This is a genomic window from Pseudoduganella sp. RAF19, assembly GCF_052114165.1.
GTDB lineage: Bacteria > Pseudomonadota > Gammaproteobacteria > Burkholderiales > Burkholderiaceae_D > Rugamonas.
This window is the reverse complement of sequence record NZ_JBFREF010000005.1, coordinates 279,980-298,495: the sequence shown is the minus strand read 5'-3', so window position 1 is coordinate 298,495 and position 18,516 is coordinate 279,980. Positions and strand designations below refer to the sequence as shown.

Annotated in this window: 13 protein-coding genes and 1 pseudogene; 9 read left to right on the top strand and 5 right to left on the bottom strand. The window is 63.3% G+C overall.

The features are described 5' to 3' along the window. Positions 1 to 22 precede the first annotated feature (22 nt). The gene (locus AB4Z19_RS14590) at positions 23 to 910 is read left to right on the top strand and encodes a ferritin-like domain-containing protein (protein WP_442035504.1); all 888 of its coding nucleotides are present in this window, start codon (positions 23 to 25) and stop codon (positions 908 to 910) included. On the opposite strand, the gene hpnA is transcribed toward AB4Z19_RS14590, so the two are convergent. Then, on the bottom strand, positions 907 to 1,905 hold the full coding sequence (gene hpnA / locus AB4Z19_RS14585) for a hopanoid-associated sugar epimerase (protein ID WP_442025545.1): 999 nt from the start codon (positions 1,903 to 1,905) through the stop codon (positions 907 to 909). The genes AB4Z19_RS14590 and hpnA overlap by 4 nt on opposite strands. Positions 1,906 to 2,049: 144 nt before the next feature. Here hpnA and ispH point away from each other — a divergent pair, with 144 nt between their 5' ends. The 6 genes and pseudogenes from ispH to AB4Z19_RS14555 all read left to right on the top strand — a co-directional run bounded on the left by ispH (position 2,050) and on the right by AB4Z19_RS14555 (position 9,015). Next, positions 2,050 to 2,991 (top strand): 4-hydroxy-3-methylbut-2-enyl diphosphate reductase, encoded by a 942-nt coding sequence (gene ispH, locus AB4Z19_RS14580; protein WP_442025544.1) that lies wholly within the window; start codon positions 2,050 to 2,052, stop codon positions 2,989 to 2,991. Between the two features lie 32 nt (positions 2,992 to 3,023). Continuing rightward, positions 3,024 to 4,199, top strand: a complete 1,176-nt coding sequence (gene hpnH / locus AB4Z19_RS14575) for an adenosyl-hopene transferase HpnH (protein WP_442025543.1) — start codon at positions 3,024 to 3,026, stop codon at positions 4,197 to 4,199. After that, positions 4,199 to 5,383, top strand: a complete 1,185-nt coding sequence (gene hpnI / locus AB4Z19_RS14570; RefSeq protein ID WP_442025542.1) for a bacteriohopanetetrol glucosamine biosynthesis glycosyltransferase HpnI — start codon at positions 4,199 to 4,201, stop codon at positions 5,381 to 5,383. Before hpnH ends, hpnI begins: the two co-directional genes overlap by 1 nt. Then, on the top strand, positions 5,380 to 6,801 hold the full coding sequence (gene hpnJ / locus AB4Z19_RS14565; RefSeq protein WP_442025541.1) for a hopanoid biosynthesis associated radical SAM protein HpnJ: 1,422 nt from the start codon (positions 5,380 to 5,382) through the stop codon (positions 6,799 to 6,801). Before hpnI ends, hpnJ begins: the two co-directional genes overlap by 4 nt. A 1-nt stretch (position 6,802) precedes the next feature. Continuing rightward, positions 6,803 to 7,660 (top strand): annotated as a pseudogene (hpnK, locus tag AB4Z19_RS14560) (hopanoid biosynthesis-associated protein HpnK); the annotation flags it as partial. Positions 7,661 to 8,016: 356 nt separating this feature from the next. Beyond that, entirely contained in the window at positions 8,017 to 9,015 is a 999-nt protein-coding gene (locus AB4Z19_RS14555; protein WP_442035503.1) for a lysylphosphatidylglycerol synthase domain-containing protein, read from the top strand. A gap of 2 nt (positions 9,016 to 9,017) precedes the next feature. Here AB4Z19_RS14555 and AB4Z19_RS14550 read toward each other — a convergent pair whose 3' ends face one another. After that, entirely contained in the window at positions 9,018 to 9,629 is a 612-nt protein-coding gene (locus AB4Z19_RS14550) for an MlaC/ttg2D family ABC transporter substrate-binding protein (RefSeq protein ID WP_442025539.1), read from the bottom strand. Between the two features lie 152 nt (positions 9,630 to 9,781). On the opposite strand from AB4Z19_RS14550, the gene AB4Z19_RS14545 reads away from it, so the two are divergent. Together AB4Z19_RS14545 and AB4Z19_RS14540 are read left to right on the top strand one after the other, a co-directional pair. Further along, a complete protein-coding gene (locus AB4Z19_RS14545; protein ID WP_442035502.1) occupies positions 9,782 to 12,469 on the top strand; it encodes an MMPL family transporter in 2,688 nt (895 codons plus the stop codon). 5 nt (positions 12,470 to 12,474) lie between these two features. After that, on the top strand, positions 12,475 to 13,284 hold the full coding sequence (locus AB4Z19_RS14540; protein ID WP_442025762.1) for an MlaA family lipoprotein: 810 nt from the start codon (positions 12,475 to 12,477) through the stop codon (positions 13,282 to 13,284). A 39-nt stretch (positions 13,285 to 13,323) separates the two neighbouring features. Here the strand turns inward: AB4Z19_RS14540 and AB4Z19_RS14535 are convergent, their stop codons facing one another. From AB4Z19_RS14535 to AB4Z19_RS14525, 3 genes are all read right to left on the bottom strand, one after another. Next, positions 13,324 to 13,992 (bottom strand): phosphorylase, encoded by a 669-nt coding sequence (locus AB4Z19_RS14535; RefSeq protein ID WP_442025763.1) that lies wholly within the window; start codon positions 13,990 to 13,992, stop codon positions 13,324 to 13,326. Then, positions 13,989 to 15,977 (bottom strand): squalene--hopene cyclase, encoded by a 1,989-nt coding sequence (gene shc / locus AB4Z19_RS14530; RefSeq protein ID WP_442025764.1) that lies wholly within the window; start codon positions 15,975 to 15,977, stop codon positions 13,989 to 13,991. Before shc ends, AB4Z19_RS14535 begins: the two co-directional genes overlap by 4 nt. 214 nt (positions 15,978 to 16,191) lie before the next feature. After that, a complete protein-coding gene (locus AB4Z19_RS14525; RefSeq protein WP_442035501.1) occupies positions 16,192 to 18,504 on the bottom strand; it encodes a DNA polymerase II in 2,313 nt (770 codons plus the stop codon). Positions 18,505 to 18,516: the final 12 nt, after the last annotated feature.

The window sequence follows — 18,516 nt, the reverse complement described above, 5'->3', positions numbered from 1 at the left end:
AATCCCATAGGAGGCAAGTCTGATGGTCGATCACATTCTTCAGGCGGATCACGCCATGCGCAACTGGGCGGACCCTTCGCCCGATCCCGTGCGTCCCGGTTCCGAACGCCACTTGCGCATGTTCTGCGAGCTGCTGCTGCAGACGCATAATCCGTACAAGCCTGCCGTGATCGACTGGCCCAAGCTGGAGCCTGACGCGCTCAATCGAGTGACCTCACTGCCGATCTGGGATATCGCCGTACAGACCGAAGGCCGCGCATCCATCCGCGTGCGCACCTTCGCGCAAACCGTTCAAGACCCGCTGCTGCGCCGCGCCCTCGATATGGATGCGGACGAAGAGGCCCGCCACAAAGTCGTGCTCTCCAAACTGGTTGAGGCTTACGGCATCAAGCTTGCTCCCGAACCCGACTATCCACCGCCGGATGATCCGGAATGGGGCTGGCTGGTCACCGGCTACAGCGAATGCATCGACAGCTTCTTTGCCTTTGGCCTGTTTGCTGCGGCCAAACGCTCCGGTTACTTCCCGGCCGAACTGGTGGAGACTTTTGAGCCGGTGATCCAGGAGGAAGGCCGCCACATTCTGTTCTTCGTCAACTGGGCCGCGTGGTACAAGCGCCAGCTGCCATGGTGGCGCCGTCCTTTGTTTGCGCTGAAGGTGATGCGCGTATGGGCTTTCCTGATCTGGGAGCGCATCGGCATTGCGCGCGGCATCGATGCCGATGGCAGCGCGAATGACGCCAACTTCACCATGACCGGATCGGGCGCGGTGGCCGATCCGCTGGAGCCGAAGGCATTGATTGCCTTGTGCCTGGAAGAGAACGAGCGGCGCATGGCGGGCTACGATACGCGCCTGCTGCGCCCGAACACCGTGCCGCGCCTCGCCAGTCTCGCGCTCAAGTTCCTGCGCTAATGCAGATAGCCTTCGGCGCGGAACCAGCCCAGGGCGTCGCTTAGACCTTCGCGATATGGACGCGGCGCATAACCCAGCTCGCGCTGCGCCTTCGCTGAAGTGAAGAACATACGGTAGCGCGACATCTTCAGACCGTCCACGGTCAGGAAAGGCTCACGCCCCGTCAGCCGCGCCGCGCCTTCGGCAAGATGCGCCAAAGGATAGAGCGGCCAGCGTGGCAGTTCCACGCTTGGCGCACGGCGCCCGCTCAGCGACGCGATCTCGCCGAGAATTTCGCGCAAGGTGGCATCCTGCCCGCCAAGAATGTAACGCTCGCCCACGCGTCCACGCTCCAGCGCCAGGAAGTGCCCCTCGGCGCAATCATCCACATGCACCAGATTGAGCCCCGTATCGACAAAGGCCGGCATCTTGCCCGACGCCGCTTCCACAATAATGCGCCCGGTCGGTGTTGGACGAACATCACGAGGCCCTACTGGCGTTGAGGGGTTAACGATTACCGCAGGCAGCCCCTGTTCGGCGATCATCCGCTCCACCAGCCGCTCGGCCATCACCTTGCTGCGCTTATAGCCGCCGATGGCTTCCTCGGCCGCCATACCCGCATCCTCGGCAACCGGCGCGGTCGCGCCAGCCACGCGCAAGGTCGCCACGCTGCTGGTATACACCACGCGCTCAACGCCGGCGGCCAGTGCCGCTTCCATCACCGCGCGCGTGCCTTCGGTATTGGCCCTTACGATTTCCTCGGAGTCGGGCGCCCACAAGCGGTAGTCCGCAGCCACATGGCATAAATACCTTACACCCCGCATGGCTTCACGCATCGACGCCGCATCGCGCATATCGCCCACGACCACCCGTACGGGTAACCCGTCCAGGTTGCGGCGCGGGCTGTTGGCGCGCACCAGCACGCGTACCCGCAGGCCCCGATCCAGCGCCTTGCGTACTACGGCTGAGCCAAGAAAACCGGACGCGCCGGTCACAAGAATGTCATCTTCGACCATGAAGTTTCTGCTTGGAGACAAAAAGTAGGTTGCGAAAAGTGCACACAATCCGATACCGGTATATAGTAAGTCCTGTTGTGCCATAAATGTTGTTATTTTCAGTAAACACATTGAGCTGGACGTCCGGAAAGAAGGGAGTCTCTGATGCAGGTGATTCTTGCCCAACCGCGCGGGTTCTGTGCTGGTGTAGTGCGAGCGGTCGAGATTGTGGACCGCGCACTGATCAAGTTCGGTGCCCCCGTCTTTGTGCGCCACGAGATCGTGCATAACAAGCACGTGGTCGAAGGCTTGCGACGCAAAGGCGCGGTTTTTGTCGAGTCCTTGGAGTCTGTACCGAAAGATGCGGTCACAGTCTTCAGCGCCCACGGCGTGCCCGCTTCGGTGGAAGCCGAAGCCGAGGATCGCCAGTTGCGGCCGATCGATGCCACCTGCCCACTCGTCATCAAGATCCACAACCAGGGCCGCCAATATGCTGCAAGCGGCCGCACTGTGCTCCTGATCGGCCACGCAGGTCATCCAGAAGTAATAGGCACCATGGGCCAGATCCCCGGCGAGGTGATCCTGGTCGAAACCGAAGCCGACGTCGCCACACTCGCATTGGATAACGATGCGCCGCTGGCCTACGTCACCCAGACCACGCTCAGCGTGGACGACACGAAAAACATCATCTCTGCGCTGGAAAAGCGCTTCACGAACATCGTCGGTCCCGATACCAAGGACATCTGCTACGCGACCCAAAGCCGGCAAAGTGCAGTGCGCCAGCTAGCAAAGCTGGTTGATGTTATCCTCGTGATCGGCGCCACCAACAGCTCCAATTCGAACCGCCTGCGTGAGATCGGAACGGAGATGGGTGTGCCAAGTTACCTGATCGCAGATGGCAGCGAGCTTGACCCGGCCTGGGTCCGCGGTGCCAATGTGGTCGGCGTTACGGCCGGTGCTTCGGCGCCGGAAGCCATGGTGGAGGATGTGCTGAATGCCCTGCGCAAGCTAGGTCCGGTAAATGTCTCTACAATGGACGGCAAGGAGGAACACGCTGAGTTCCGCCTGCCTGCCGAACTGGCTGATGTACAGCCGGTTTCTGTCTGAAGATTTTTTCTGGATTTTTCTGGAGGCTGATTTTGGCGATACCTCTTCTGCAGGCTGTCCGCGTGGGCAGCTACATCGTGCGCCAGCAACTGTCTGGCCGCAAGCGCTACCCGCTGGCCCTGATGCTGGAACCGCTCTTCCGCTGCAACCTCGCTTGTAATGGCTGCGGCAAGATCGATTATCCGGACCCTATCCTGGACCTGCGCTTGTCGATCGAGGAATGCCTGCAGGCGGTGGATGAATCGGGAGCGCCGGTGGTGTCGATTGCAGGCGGCGAACCGCTGCTGCACAAAGATATGCCGGCTATCGTGAAGGGCATCATCGCCCGCAAGCGCTTCGTCTACCTTTGCACCAATGCCCTGCTGCTGGAAAAGAAGCTGGACCAGTATGAACCCAGCCCTTATTTCGTCTGGTCCGTTCACCTGGACGGCGACCAGAAAATGCACGACCACTCGGTGTCGCAGGAAGGCGTGTACGACCGCGCTGTGGCCGCGATCAAGGCCGCCAAGGCACGCGGCTTCCGCGTCAACATCAACTGCACGCTGTTCAACGATGCGGTTCCGGAGAATGTCGCGAACTTCTTCGACACGCTGAAAGACATGGGCGTGGACGGCATTACCGTGTCGCCGGGTTATGCCTATGAACGCGCGCCGGATCAGGAACACTTCCTCACCCGTTCCAAAACGCGCCAGCTGTTCCGCGATATTCTTGCGCGCGGCCGCGGCGGCAAGAATTGGGCGTTCAGCCAGTCGTCGCTGTTCCTGGACTTCCTGGCCGGGAACCAGACCTACCATTGCACGCCTTGGGGCAATCCGGCGCGCACCGTGTTTGGCTGGCAGCGTCCCTGCTACCTGCTGGGTGAAGGCTATGCCGCCACCTTCAAGGAGCTGATGGAAGAAACCGATTGGGATGCATACGGCACCGGCAATTACGAGAAGTGCGCGAATTGCATGGTCCACAGCGGCTACGAAGCTACTGCGGTGACCGACACCATCAAGAATCCGCTGAAAGCCATGATGGTCAACCTGCGCGGCGTGAAGACCGATGGCCCGATGGCGCCGGATATCGCGCTCGACAAGCAGCGTCCTGCGGAATTCAACTACAACAAGGAAGTTGCGATCCGCCTGGACGAAATCGGCAACCGCAAAGCTGCAACACGCGGCGCCGCTGCTCCTGCTGCCGCTCCCGCCGAGGCAGGAGGCCGCTAATGGACACGGCAGTGCTGGCCGGCGGCGCGCTCAGCGCAGCCGCCACGGCCTATGCCCTGCTCGCCACGCTCGCCACCACGCGCGCGCGCCATGCCCGTTCGCCCGCGCTCGGCACCGCAGCCGCGCAAAATTCCGCCATCGACGCGCCGGCGTCAGTTCGCGTGCCGTCCATGCCGTCGGACGCACTGGTTGCTGCGCACCCGGTCACGGTGCTTAAGCCGCTGTGCGGAGCGGAGCCGCGGCTGTATGAGAACCTGGCGACGTTCTGCCAGCAATCGCATCCGTCCTACCAGCTCGTGTTCGGCGTGCGGGATGCGAACGATCCCGCAGTCACCGTGGTGCGCCGCCTGCAAGCCGACTATCCGCAGCGCGATATTGCGCTGGCAATCGATCCAGCTACGCACGGCAGCAACCCCAAAGTCAGCAACCTGCTGAACATGATGCCGCACGCCCGCCACGACTGGCTCGTGCTGGCCGACAGCGACATCGCCGTGCCGAACGATTATCTGGTGCGCGTCACCGCCCCGCTGGCCGACGTAAAGACCGGTGTCGTCACCTGTTTATATAAAGGCCGCGCCGCCGCTAAAGGCTGGCCGCAACTCGGCGTGCAATTCATCGACGACTGGTTCGCACCATCCGTGCACGTCGCCCACGCCGGCGGCTCGCGCAGCTTCGCGTTCGGCGCAACGATTGCGCTGCGACGCGACGCACTGAACGCCATCGGCGGCTTCAGCGCATTAAAAGACCGCCTGGCCGACGACTACTGGCTCGGCGAACTCACGCGCCAGCAAGGCCTGACGACCGTACTCTCCGACGTCGTGGTAACCACCGACGTCACCGAAAAAACCCTGAAGGACCTGTGGCGCCACGAGCTGCGCTGGATGCGCACGATCCGCTCGCTGAACCCAGCAGGTTTCGCCTTCACCTTCATTACGTTCACCTGGCCAATGCTCCTGCTCGGCCTCGCGATCGCGCCCGGCCAGACCGGCTGGGCACTGCTGCTGGCCGGCGCCATTGTGCGCAGCTGGCAAGCCGGTTCCTTCAGCGCCGCACTGCGAGCCCCGCTGCGCGACGCCCTGCTGCTGGCCGAATGGGCCGCCGCCTTGAGCGGCTCGCGCGTTCGCTGGCGTCAGCAAACCTTGTCCGTGCATGATGCACAACCGCTTCCCGAAAGGTCGCAATGAAAACCTTATTTCTGCAGGCACCTTCCTTTGACGGTTTCGACGGCGGCGCCGGTTCGCGCTACCAGGCCAAACGCGAAATCAAATCGTTCTGGTATCCGACCTGGCTGGCCCAGCCTGCGGCCATGGTGCCGGGCAGCCGCCTGCTCGACGCGCCCGCCGATGAACTGACCGTCGAACAGACGCTGGAAATCTGCGACGAGTATGAGCTGATCATCATCCACACCAGCACGCCGTCCTTCCCGACCGACGTGAAGTTCGCCGAAGCGCTGAAAGCGCGCAAGCCTTCGTTCCTGATTGGCCTGGTCGGCGCAAAAGCTGCCGTGGAACCGGATGCGACCCTGGGTGACAGCCCGGCCATCGACTTCATCTGCCGCGAAGAATTCGACTACACGTGCAAGGAAGTGGCGGAGGGACGCCCGCTGTCCGAGATCACGGGCCTGAGCTACAAGCTGGCCGACGGCACGATCAAGCACAACCCGCCGCGCGAGATGATCGAGAACATGGACGAACTGCCTTTCGTCGCACCGATCTACAAACGCGACCTGAAGGTGGAAAATTACTTCATCGGTTACCTCAAGCATCCTTACGTCTCGATCTACACGGGCCGCGGCTGCCGTTCGCGCTGCACCTTCTGCCTGTGGCCACAGACCGTGGGCGGCCACCGCTATCGCACCCGTTCGGCCGAAAACGTGCTGGCCGAGGTCAAATGGATCAAGGAGAACATGCCGGAAGTGAAGGAGATCATGTTCGACGACGACACCTTCACCGACTTCCGTCCACGTGCTGAAGAAATCGCACGCGGCATGGGTAAGCTGGGCATGATGTGGTCCTGCAATGCCAAGGCCAATGTCCCTTACAGCACTCTGAAGATCATGAAGGAAAACGGCCTGCGCCTGCTGCTGGTAGGCTACGAATCCGGCGACGACCAGATCCTGCTGAACATCAAGAAGGGTCTGCGCACCGATATCGCACGCCGCTTCACGTCCGACTGCCGTGAACTGGGCATCACGATTCACGGTACCTTTATTCTCGGCCTGCCGGGCGAAACCCAGGATACGATCGAGAAGACCATCCGCTACGCACAGGACATCAATCCGCACACCATCCAGGTGTCGCTGGCCGCGCCGTATCCCGGCACCACGCTGTATCAGCAGGCCATGGAGAATGGCTGGCTGAAGGACCGCAAGGTCATCAGCCTGGTGAACGACCAGGGCGTGCAGTTGTCGGCACTGAGCTATCCGCATCTGTCGCGCGAAGAGATTTATCACAGCGTGGAAGTGTTCTACAAACGCTTCTACTTCCGCCCCAGCAAAATCTGGGAGATCGTGCGCGAGATGCTGGGCAGCTGGGAAATGACCAAGCGCCGCCTGCGCGAAGGTGTCGAATTCTTCCACTTCCTGCGATCGCACGAGGCCTGAGCTGTCTTCGCCTGACACAGCGGCCTCGCCGCGCGGCTTGATCTTCACGGCGGACGACTTCGGTCTGCACGCCGCCGTGAACGAAGGTGTCGAACTGGCGTACCGCGACGGCGTCCTGAACGCCACCAGCCTGATGGTTTCCGCTCCCGCCGCGGCCGATGCCGTCGCGCGTGCGCGGCGCCTGCCGGGCTTGCGCGTCGGTCTTCATCTGGTTCTGGCCGATGGGGCGCCCACACTCTCCCCTGCCGCTGTCCCCGCACTGGTCGATGCACACGGCCGGTTCAGTGACGATATGGTAGGCAACGGCGTTCGCTTCTTCTTCCTGCCCCATGTACGCCGTCAGCTCGCGGCGGAAATCCGCGCGCAGTTTGAAGCCTTTGCTGCGACTGGCCTGCCGCTCGATCACGTCAACTGCCACAAGCACTTCCATTTGCATCCGACGATTCTGTCGCTGATCCTGCAGATCGGCCGTCAGTACGGCATGCGCGCGATTCGCCTGCCGCTGGAGGCAAGCGCGCCGTGGTGGCTGCGGCCGTGGCTATTGCTGCTGCGCCGCCGTCTGCGCGCAGCGGGCATTGCGCATAATGATTACGTGGTCGGTATCGAGTCCAGCGGCGCCATGGACGAAGCAGCCGTGCTGGCCGCTCTCTCGCGGCTCGGTCCCGGCGTCACCGAAATCTACTTCCACCCCGCCGTCGCCAGCGCCGTGCCGATCACCTCCACCATGTCCGACTACCGCCACGCCGACGAACTGGCCGCCCTGCTGTCCCCCCGCGTCCGCGCCGCCCTCGACGCCCTCGCTCTCCCGCGCGGCGGCTTTACCGACGTGCTGCTTTCCGGCTCGCCGCTTTCCCGCCGCGCCGCGCCGCCTCAGCCCGTCGACGCCATTCCCGCGCGCCACGCGCACAACAATGCGCTATGCGATCCCGCGCACCACACGCACAGCGATGCGCCAAGCAATCCCGCGCACCACGCGAACACCGACGCGCCAGGCGATCCCGCGGCAGTCCGCGCCGACGTGGCCAGGCCGCAGGACGCCATCGCCGCGATGAGTTCCGGAAGCGATGCACCACGCGCCCCAGCACCCGTTGGTGCCGACGGCGCCGTTCCGCTGCGCGTGCCTGCTTCGACCCGGGGCGACATCGCAGCGGCGCACGACGCTGCAGCGGCTGGTGAGCCAGCGGGCGGCACCGGCCCTCTTGGGCGCGCTGTACGATGAAGCGGCTGGCTTATCTGTTTGCGCTGGTTGGCCTGGTTGGCCTGACTGCGCTGGTCATTCATGAAGGTGCAGCGGATGTGATGAGCGTGGTCGCCCAGGCTGGCTGGCCGCTGCTCCTGCTGCTGCCGCTGCACGCGCTGCCGCTCCTGCTGGACGCCCAGGGTTGGCGCACCTTGCTGCACGCCGCCCTGCCGCACGAGCGCGCGCCGCTCCCCTTCCTGTGGTGGACCGCGATGGTGCGCGAAGCCGTCAACCGCCTGCTGCCGACTGCCAGTGTCGGCGGCGAACTGGTTGGCATCCGCCTCGCGCGATTAAGAATGAGCGACACCGGCGCCATCGCCGCCAGCATCGTCACGGAAGTGATGGTCACCATGTTCTCCTACTACGCCTTCACCGTGCTGGGGGTGCTGGGACTTCTGATGTCCATCGACGGCACCCGTTACGGCTGGGCGATCATCGGCGGCCTGGTGCTGTCGCTGGCCGGGCCAATCATCTTCGCCCTCGCCCTGCACCACGGCGCCATCTTCGCAAGACTCGGCGGCCTGGCGCAAAAAGTCTTCGGCGACCAGTTCGGCGCACTGGGCGACGGCGCGAAACTCGACGCGCATATCAAATCGCTGGTGCGGCGTCCCGGCGTCCTGCTTACGGCAATGGCATGGCAGTTGGGTGGATTGTTGCTGGGTACTGCGGAAGTGTGGTTCGCCTTGACCCTGCTTGGCCATGAGGCCACGCTGTGGCAAGCCTTATTCATTGAAGCGCTGACGCAGGCGGCGCGGCAAATGGCTTTCTTTGTGCCGGCGGGCCTCGGCGTGCAGGAAGCGGTGGTGCTGATGCTGGGCGAAATCCTCGGCATCAGCTCCGAGATCGCGCTGTCGCTGGCCCTGGTCAAACGTGCGCGGGAAATCCTGTTCGGCGTGCCGGCACTGCTGTCATGGCAATGGCTCGAACTGCACCGATGGAAGCGCAGCAGCGGCCCGCGCGAGGCCGCCCCGTGAACTCAGGCGCCAGCCTTGTTGTGGCGGTCGAGGAACTTGAGCAAACCGTCCACCCCATCGCGCGCCACGATATCGGCAAACTGCTTGCGATAGATCTCGATCAGCCAGGCGCCCATCATATTGATGTCGTAAATCTTCCAGCCGTTCTGGGTGCGCGTGAGGCGATATTCAATCGCCATATCCTCGCCATTGGTCACCACATGCGTCTGCACGACGGTGTCGTTCGCGCTGGCCCCACCTTTCACGGGCACATACTGGAACTTCACGTTCTGCTCGCGCATCTGCGACAGCGACAACGCATAGGTCTTCACCAGCAAAGCCTGGAACTGCTGGAACAACTGCTGGCGTTGCTCAGGCGTGGCGGTACTCCACGCCTTGCCAACAGCAAGCTTCGTCGTGTATTGGAAGTCCGTATAAGGCAGGAACTTCTGCTGCACGACGGCTGTGATCTTGGCCATATCACCACCGCGGGTGGCGGGATCGGACTGGATGGTCCCCACCACGTTTTCCACGGCGGCACGTACCAGCGCGTCCGGTGTGGCCTGGTTCTGGGCCAGCGCGGGCGCGGCCGCCAGCACGGCGGCAAGAGGCATCAGGGCTGCATAGTTTTTCATAGGCGGCTTCACTCAACAATGCCGCGGAACGCGGCGGTCCGTCCCAGTATAACGCGCTTGCCCGCGCAACGTTGGCATGATTGCCATGAGAACGGCAGCTGCTGCTATACTGGTTCTTCCATTTCACGCCGCGAGCCAGCCGCCCACTGCTCATGCTGACAGCACTGCTCATCCGCCTGGTCCGTATTGCCGTGCACCGCGCCGGGATCACGATCGCCGTCGCCTCGGTGCTTACTCTACTCAGCGGTATATACGCAGCCCGGCACTTCGCCATCGACACAGACATTGACCGCCTGCTGGAGTCGAACGCGCCCTGGGCTCTGCGTGACGCTGCCATCGATAAAGCCTTCCCGCAGCGGCGCCAGATGATCCTGGCCGTGGTGCAGGCGCCCGCACGCGAACTGGCCGATGCCGCTGCCGACGCACTGGCTGCTGATCTGGAAACGCAAACCCAACGATTCCGCACCGTGAGCCGTCCCGGCGGCGGTGAATATTTCGGCCGCGCGGGCCTGATGTTCCTGCCCACCGAAGAGGTACAAAAGCTCACCGCACAATTACAGGAAGCCAAGCCGCTGATTGGGCTTCTACAGCGCGACCCTTCGCTGCGCGGCTTGTCCGATACCTTGTCCACCACGCTGGCCCTGCCTCTGCAATTAGGCCAGGTCAAGCTGGAGGACATGGCCAGCCTGCTCGAGCGCAGCGCCGCGGCGATTGAAGGCACACTGGCCGGCCAGCACGCCGCCCTGTCGTGGATGGACCTGGATACTCAGCCAAAAGACAAGCCGACGCAAGCCAGCGCCTTCGTCGCCATCACACCAAAACTCGATTTCGCCAACCTCGCCGCCGGTGGCGATGCCAGTGACCTGATTCGCGCCAGCGCGGCCCGGCTCGACCTGTCGCGCAAATTCAACGCAACGGTACGCCTGACCGGTCCGCAGCCGCTGGCCGACGAGGAATTCGCGTCCGTGGCGGAAGGCGCCATCCTGAACGGCGTTCTGACCCTGCTGCTGGTGATCGTCATCCTCTGGCTGGCACTGCGGTCGACCAAACTGATCGCCGCCGTGCTTATCAGCCTGATTGCAGGCCTGATCGTGACAGCGGCCCTGGGCCTGGCCATGGTCGGCTCGCTGAATATGATTTCGGTGGCCTTCGCCGTACTGTTCATCGGCCTGGGCGGCGACTTCGGCATCCAGTTCGGCGTGCGTTACCGCGCCGAGCGCCACGAGCACCCTACCCTGCATCTGGCACTGGAACGCAGCGCCGCCGTGGCAGGCGGGCCGCTGGCACTGGCCGCTGCGGCCACCGCCCTCGCCTTCTTCTGCTTCCTGCCTACCGATTATCGCGGCGTGGCGGAGCTGGGGCTGATCGCCGGTGCCGGTATGCTGGTAGCCTTCTTCTTCACGCTGACACTGCTGCCGGCGCTGATCAGCGTCTTCCGTCCGCACGGCGAGCCAACGCTGCCTTCGGTGCGCTGGCTGGCTCCCGCCGACGAATTCTTTGAGCGCCACCGCAATGCGGTGCTGATCGGCGCAGGGGTGCTGATCCTGGCCGGTGTGCCTCTGCTGACCCATCTGCGCTTCGACTTCGATCCGCTCAACCTGAAAGATCCGAATTCCGAATCGATGGCCACGCTGCGCGCGCTGGCCGATGCGCCGGAAGCGGGTACGGAAGACGTCAGCGTGCTGGCGCCTTCGCTGGACGATGCGCAAAAAACGGCGAAGCGCCTGGCTGCCGTGCCGGAAGTCCTGCGCACCATCACCCTGTACAGTCTTGTGCCGGAAGATCAGGAAGCCAAGCTGCCGCTGATTTCCGCCGCTTCGGCCGTACTGTCGCCAATACTGGCCCAGCCGACGGCCGCCGCAGCCAGCGATGCCCTGCGCGTCGCAGCTCTGAAGCGCCTGGGCAGCCAGCTGGAACTGGCGGCGGAAGATCATCCCGGCGCCGGCAGTGCTCCTGCCCTGCGCCTCGCCAAAGCCGTGCAGCGCTTGGCCGGCGCCGATCCCCGCCAGCGTGACCGCGCCGAAGCGGCGATCGCGCTGCCACTGCGCTTGTCGCTAGCCCGCCTGCAACTGGCCCTGCAAGCGCAGCCAGTCAGCGTGAAGGATGTGCCGCCGGCCCTGGTGCGCGACTGGGTCACACCGGATGGCCGCGCCCTCGTCTCGATTACGCCGCGCCTGCCGGCGCCGGACAGCGACGATTTCCCCGATACGCTCGACCAGTTCATCGATGCCGTATTGCGCGCCGATCCGCGCGCTGCCAGCGGTCCGATTTCCGTGCGCGGATCGGCCGACACCATCATGGGCGCCTTCGGCAAGGCCACCGGCTATGCCCTGCTGTCGATTACCCTGCTGCTGTGGATTACGCTGCGCCGCTTCGGCGACGTGCTGCGCACGCTGGTGCCGCTGCTGGTATCCACCCTGGTCACGCTGGAAGTCTGCGTGCTGATCGACCTGCCGCTGAATTTCGCCAATGTGATCGCGCTGCCGCTGCTGCTTGGCGTTGGCGTCGCCTTCAAAATTTATTATGTGATGGCCTGGCGCGCGGGCCAGACCCATTTGCTGCAATCGAGCCTGACGCATGCGGTGCTGTTCAGCGCAGCCACCACCGCCGCGGCGTTCGGCAGTCTGAGTTTTTCACATCACCCCGGCACGGCCAGTATGGGCCAGCTGCTGGCCCTGGCGCTTGCGTGTACCTTGATTGGCGCCGTTTTCTTCCAGCCTATCCTGCTGGGCCGTCCGCGCGATACCGTGCGCACGCCCATCCCGCCGGATCTGCAGGACGACGAGGGCAGCCTGGAACTGGTGAGCAGTGCGGGCCGCAAAACCTCTGTCGGGGATTGACCTCCATGAAGCCAACGACTAGTTGTTCCGCCGTGATCCTGTGCGCCCTGCTGGGCGGTTGCGCCACCGTGCAAAGCCCTACTCCGGGCGATCCGCTGGAATCGTTCAACCGCAGCATGTTCAGCTTTAACGATACGCTGGACACGCATGTCATGAAGCCGGTGGCGCAGGGCTATCAGTCCGTCACACCATCCTTCGTCCGCACGGGCGTGACGAACTTCTTCGGCAACCTGGGCGACGTGGGCAATACGGTCAATAACTTCCTGCAGGGGAAAGTGGGCGATGGTTTCGAAAGCCTGATGCGGGTGGCGATGAACACTACTTTCGGCCTGCTTGGTATTCTGGATTTCGCCACACAGGCAGGCATTCCCAAGCATTCACAGGACTTCGGCCTGACGCTGGGGACCTGGGGCCTGCCTTCAGGCTCTTACCTGGTGCTGCCGCTGTTCGGTCCCAGCTCGTTCCGCGATGGCGTGGGCGTGGGCGTGGATATGTACTTTGATCCTGTGACCTATGTGGATTCGGATTACGCGATTCCCATGCGCGCGGTGAACATCGTCAATACGCGCGCCAATTATCTGGGTGCCACGGATTTGCTGGAGCAGGCGGCGCTGGATAAATACACCTTCGTGCGCGACGCCTATATGCAGCAGCGCCGCAACCGTCTGGGACAGGGTAAGGAAGGCGGCCTGCCGCAGTATGAGGAACCGGATGAGGGCAAGCCAGCCGAGGCGCCACAGTCCGGCGCCACACCRGTGCCGCCGCCACAGCAGCAGCCTGCCGAGCCGGCGCCGCAACAGCCGGCGGCGCGCTGACGGGCACGCATTCGCGCCGGCGCACGCGGGCCGCGCGGCTCAGGCCAGCGCGTCCGGCAGGGCGAAACGCTCACCCAGCCGCGCGCGCACCTGGCCCAGCGCGGTGCGCGCTTGCGCGGAATCGCGGCCCAGCCGCATCAGTGCTCCCAATTGCGTGGGACGCGTCAACAGGCTGCCTAATAGCGCACTGACGTCAGTCCGCCCATCGACGCCAAATGCCGCCACCGCAGCCGGCGGAACGGGACGCTCAGCCGGATCGATCACCACGCGCAAGGCGGCGAACGGCACGCCAGCCTGCCGCGCCGCGCGGGCGCCGATGTGCGATTCCATATCCGCCGCCAGCGCACCCAGCGCTGCGTACATGCCGGCCTTGTCGTCCACCGCCGCGATCGGCGCATCCACGCCTGCCAACGGCCCCAACGCCACGCCCGGCAAAGCGCGCAGCAACTCGGCGGTCCAGAGCGAATCGGTAGGAATTGTTTCGGCAAGCGTCGAGATGCGGTCAGCGATGACGATCGCCCCGGGTTTCAATGAAGGCGCCAGCCCGCCCGCCACGCCAAAGCTGATCAGCCCCGCGCAGGGCTGCTGCAAACGCGCAGTTAAAGCGCGCTCCAGCGCCTCGCCGCGCAGGCCATAGATCACTTCCGCATCGGCGATGCGCGCTTCGAACGCCATGCCCGTGAGGACAAGGACAGGCGCGCCGATCACATCCCCCAGCGCGTTGGAGCGGCTCCGTCGCGGCGCAGGTTGGCGTAGCGTGCCAGGACCCACAGCAGGAAGTAATGCGCGTAGCCGTGGTAGCGCAGGTAGAACACGCGCGGGAAGCCAACAGCCGTAAAGTGTTCCTCTTCCCAGGTGCCGTCTTCGCGCTGCGTGGAAACCAGATAGGCGATGCCGCGCTCAATGGCTTCGTTATCGCCCTCGCCTGCCGCCATCAGGCCCATGATGGCCCATGCCGTTTGCGATGGTGTGCTGATCGAATTCTCGTGACCGTTGTAGTCAATGCGGTAGCTGTCGCCGCCTTCGCCCCAGCCGCCGTCGTCGTTCTGGACGCTGAGCAGCCATTGGCCCGCGCGCTTCATGGCTGGATGGTCCGCATCCAGGCCAGCGGCATTCAGCGCGCACAGCACGCTCCAGGTCCCGTACACATAATTGGTGCCCCAGCGGCCGAACCAGCTGCCATTGTCTTCCTGCTCGTCCAGCAGGTAATTCAGCGCCAGCTGCGCTTCCGGGCTGGTGACGCCGCCCTCCATCTGCGCCAGCATGGACAGGCAGCGCGCCGACACGTCCGCCGTTGGCGGGTCAAGCAAGGCGCCGTGGTCGGCAAACGGAATGTTATTCAGATAGTAGTGCGTGTTCTCAGGCTCGAAAGCGCCCCAGCCGCCATTGGAACTCTGCATGCCCACCACCCATTCGCGCGCACGCTCGATGGCGTCCTTCGATGGCGGCAGTTTGGGGTCGTCATGCGGCACGTGCTCGCCCAGCGTTTGCGTGAAGCGATGCAGGGCCATGGCCACAACGGCGGTATCGTCCACGTCCGGATAATAGGCGTTTTCGTACTGGAAGGCCCAGCCGCCGGGGCGCACGTCCGGACGACGCACCGTCCAGTCGCCGCGATGATCCAGCACCTGCAGGCTGCGCAGCCAGTTCAGGCCACGCGCAGCCGCCGCCGAAGCCTTGGAGCTGGACACCTCCAGCAACGCGTGGCAGGCCAGCGCCGTATCCCACACCGGCGACAGGCAAGGCTGGCAATAGGATTCGTCCTCGCGGTCCACCAGCAGCAGATCGATGGATTTGCGCGCTACCTCCGCATCAGGATCGGTAGCCGGCACGCCTAGCACATCGAACATTAAAACAGCATTAACCATGGCCGGAAAAATCGCACCGAGGCCATGCTCACCGTTGACACGCTCGCGCACAAACTGCTCGGCCTTCTTCAAGGCGCGCCGGCGCAAGCCGTTTGGAATCAGTTTTTCGCCAGCGCGCAACACCACGTCGATGCCGCGGAATATGGCGTACCAGCCGCGGTGCTGATGCGGCGCGCAAGGCGGCAAATCGGCCTTCTCGGCTGGATGTATGAACAATTCGTCGATCTTCACGCCACGCGGATTGCGGGCCACGGGACGCAGGCTATTCAGCACCAGCAGCGGCACCAGCACGGTACGCGACCAGTAAGAGACTTTCGAAATATGGAATGGCGCCCAGACCGGCAGCAGCATCAGCTCCACCGGCATCATCGGCACGCTGCGCCAAGGCAGGATGCCATACAGCGCCAGCATCGTGCGCGTGAAGACGTTGGCGTTTTCGGCGCCGCCCAATTCCAGGATGCGGGCGCGCGCCCGCTGCATATGGGGCGCGTCCGGCGAGTCGCCCAGCATCTTCAGCGCGAAGTAGGCCTTCACGCTGGCGCTGATATCGGCCGCGCCATCATGAAACAGGGGCCAGCCGCCATCGCGGCCCTGCACGCGCCGCAAATAGCGGCCCATGCGTTCTTCCAGTTCGGGGTTGTGGGCTTCGCCAAGATAATGGACGAGCAGGACATATTCAGCGGTGATCGTGGAGTCCGCTTCCAGCTCATACAGCCAGTGGCCATCTTCACGCTGGCGGGAGAGGACGGCATCGAGAGCTAGCTCGAGCGCCGTTTCCGCACTGCGCGGTGCCGGTCGGGTTTGCGCTTGTCGTACCTGGGCCATATTCACCTGAATCAAAGGTTAATGCGATGGGGGCACTGCCTTGGTGGCTCGACAAATTATAACAATATGTCAAAGCGACACACTATCCTAGCGGATATATGAAAGTCTTGCAGGAGCTTGCCAACAACAGGTGAAAGTAGGTGCGCGTCGCAGTTTGGGCGATCAGGGATTTCCTCCGAGCACTGCTTCTTTTGCGATGATCAACAATCCGGAATCAGAACAGATTGCCCTGCGCCGTGGTCAGGCTGGCGAAGCTGCTGTTAAGGGGAAGCAGGATGGAGTCGGCAATCGGTTCCAGCTGCTTGCTCAGATAGTGCTCATAGTCGATGGCCGAGCGCTGGACTTCCAGCGGCTCGGGGCCGTTCCTGGTCATCACGTAGCTGATCCAGCCGCCGTTCTGGTAGCGCAGGGGGCGTTTCATGCTGGCGTTGTATTCGTCGGCGATGCGGGCGGCGCGCACTTGCGGCGGCACGTTGACCTGGTATTCGTCCAGCCGCTGGCGCAGGCGCTTGCGGTAGACCAGCAGTTCATCCATTTCGCCGGACAAGGTCTTGCGCGCATACTCGCGTACGAAGTCCTCGTACGGTTCGGAATTGAAGACCAACTTGAACAAGCCTTGCTGGAACTGCTGCGCCAGCACGGTCCAGTCGCTGCGGGCTACCTCCAGGCCGCGATAAATCATTTCGCCTTCGCCGGTCAACCCTGCGTAACGCTTCTTGCTGCCCATGTCCGTGCCGCGAATCGTCGGCATGAAGAAGCGCTGGTAGTTGGTATCGAACTCGATTTCGAGATGGCTCTCCAGATCAAATTCTTCGCGCAGGTGAGTGCGCCACCAGGTATTGATCTTGTCGACCAGGCGGCGCGCAACGGCCATCGCCTCGTCGTTGCCGTGACGGCGTTTGAGCCAGATGAAAATGGAATCGGTGTCGCCGTAGATGACGTCATAGCCCTCCTCTTCCACCAGCTCCACGGTGCGCTTGATCATGGCGTGACCGCGCAGCGTGACGGACGAAATCAGTTTGGGATGGTAAAAGCGGCATTCCGTTGAACCCAGCACGCCAACGAAGGAATTCATCAGCAGCTTCAGTGCCTGCGACAGTGCTTCGTTCTTTTCGCGCTTGGCCGCGTCGCGGCCCTGCCATAGCTGGGTCGTGATGGTCGGCAGGCAGTGGCGGTCGCGCGAGAAGGCCGCACCGCGCATGCCGGGTACCGTGTCCACCTTCCCCTCTTCCGCCATGCCGACCACCATGCCGACCGGATCGACCAGGAAGGTGCGGATGATGGATGGGTACAGGCTCTTATAATCCAGCACCACCACCGAGTCGTACAGCCCCGGTTTTGAATCCAGTACGAAGCCGCCCGGCGATGGCTGCGGCGCCACCTCGCCCACATTCGGCGCCACAAAACCTTCGCGGTGCATGCGCGGCAGGTAGCAGAAGTTGAAGGCCGCGATGGAGCCGCCCATGCGGTCCGGCTCCAGGCCAGTAACGTGGGCGCGTTCGAGAATGAAGGCCATCAGCCTGGCTTTCTCGAAAATGCGCGTGACCAGTTCGCAGTCCTTCAGGTTGTAGTAGGCCAGCGCCGGTTTGTCTTCGTGGAAGCGGCGCTCGATCTCGGCCATCTTGTCGTAGGCGTCGCCGATGTCCTTGCCCTCGCCCAGCATAACCTGCGATACGTTCTCCAGGCTGAAGGAAGAAAAGCTCCACGAGGCCGCGCGCAAGGCCTCTATGCCGTCGATGACGATGCGGCCCGGTACGGATGCGAACACATAGCCCTCGCGCATGCCGTGCTGGCGCCAGTCGATAGTGCGGCTTTCGCGGCCCAATTGCAGCGGCACCTTGTATTTGTCGGCGTTCTTCTGCAGCACGCGCAAGTCGAATTGCACCACGCTCCAGCCGATGATCACATCCGGGTCGTGCTCGCGGAACCAGGCGTTGAGCTTTTCGATCAGCTGGCGCGGCGTTTCACAGTATTCGAGCGAGAAGTCCTGCTGCGGCTGATCGACAGGCGGCTGGCCCAGCATGTACACTTGGCGCTGCCCGCAGCCTTCCAACGCAATGGAATACAGATCCTCGAAGGCGCTGGTTTCAATATCCAGCGAAACCATCTTCAGTTTGGGACGGTAGGCGGGCGCGGGTTTCATGCGGTCGCCGTCCACCTCCACGCCAGCCGTGATGAAGCGCTCCATCAGGAAGCGCTCAGGCGGGCGGATATCGGCTTCGTACAGCGGAATGCCGCGCTCCCGCAACTTCTTCTCCAGCGCCAGCAACTGCTTGTAATGCGTGGCGTACACCCCGACCACCGGCTCGTGCTGGAAGGTTTTCAGCGGCAGTTCGCGCAGATCGATGCCGCGCAATCCCTCCAGCTGCGACTCGATGGCCGAACGCAGGCCAACTTCGGCGAAGGCCACGGACGGCTGCGCTGTCAGCACGATCTTGTGCGGGCCTTCGTCCGTCGCGAGCCAGAACTCGATTTCAGTGCCGTCGCGGGTGTCGCGCCAATGGCGGGTAAGAATAAAACCTTGCATGGCAAAATTATA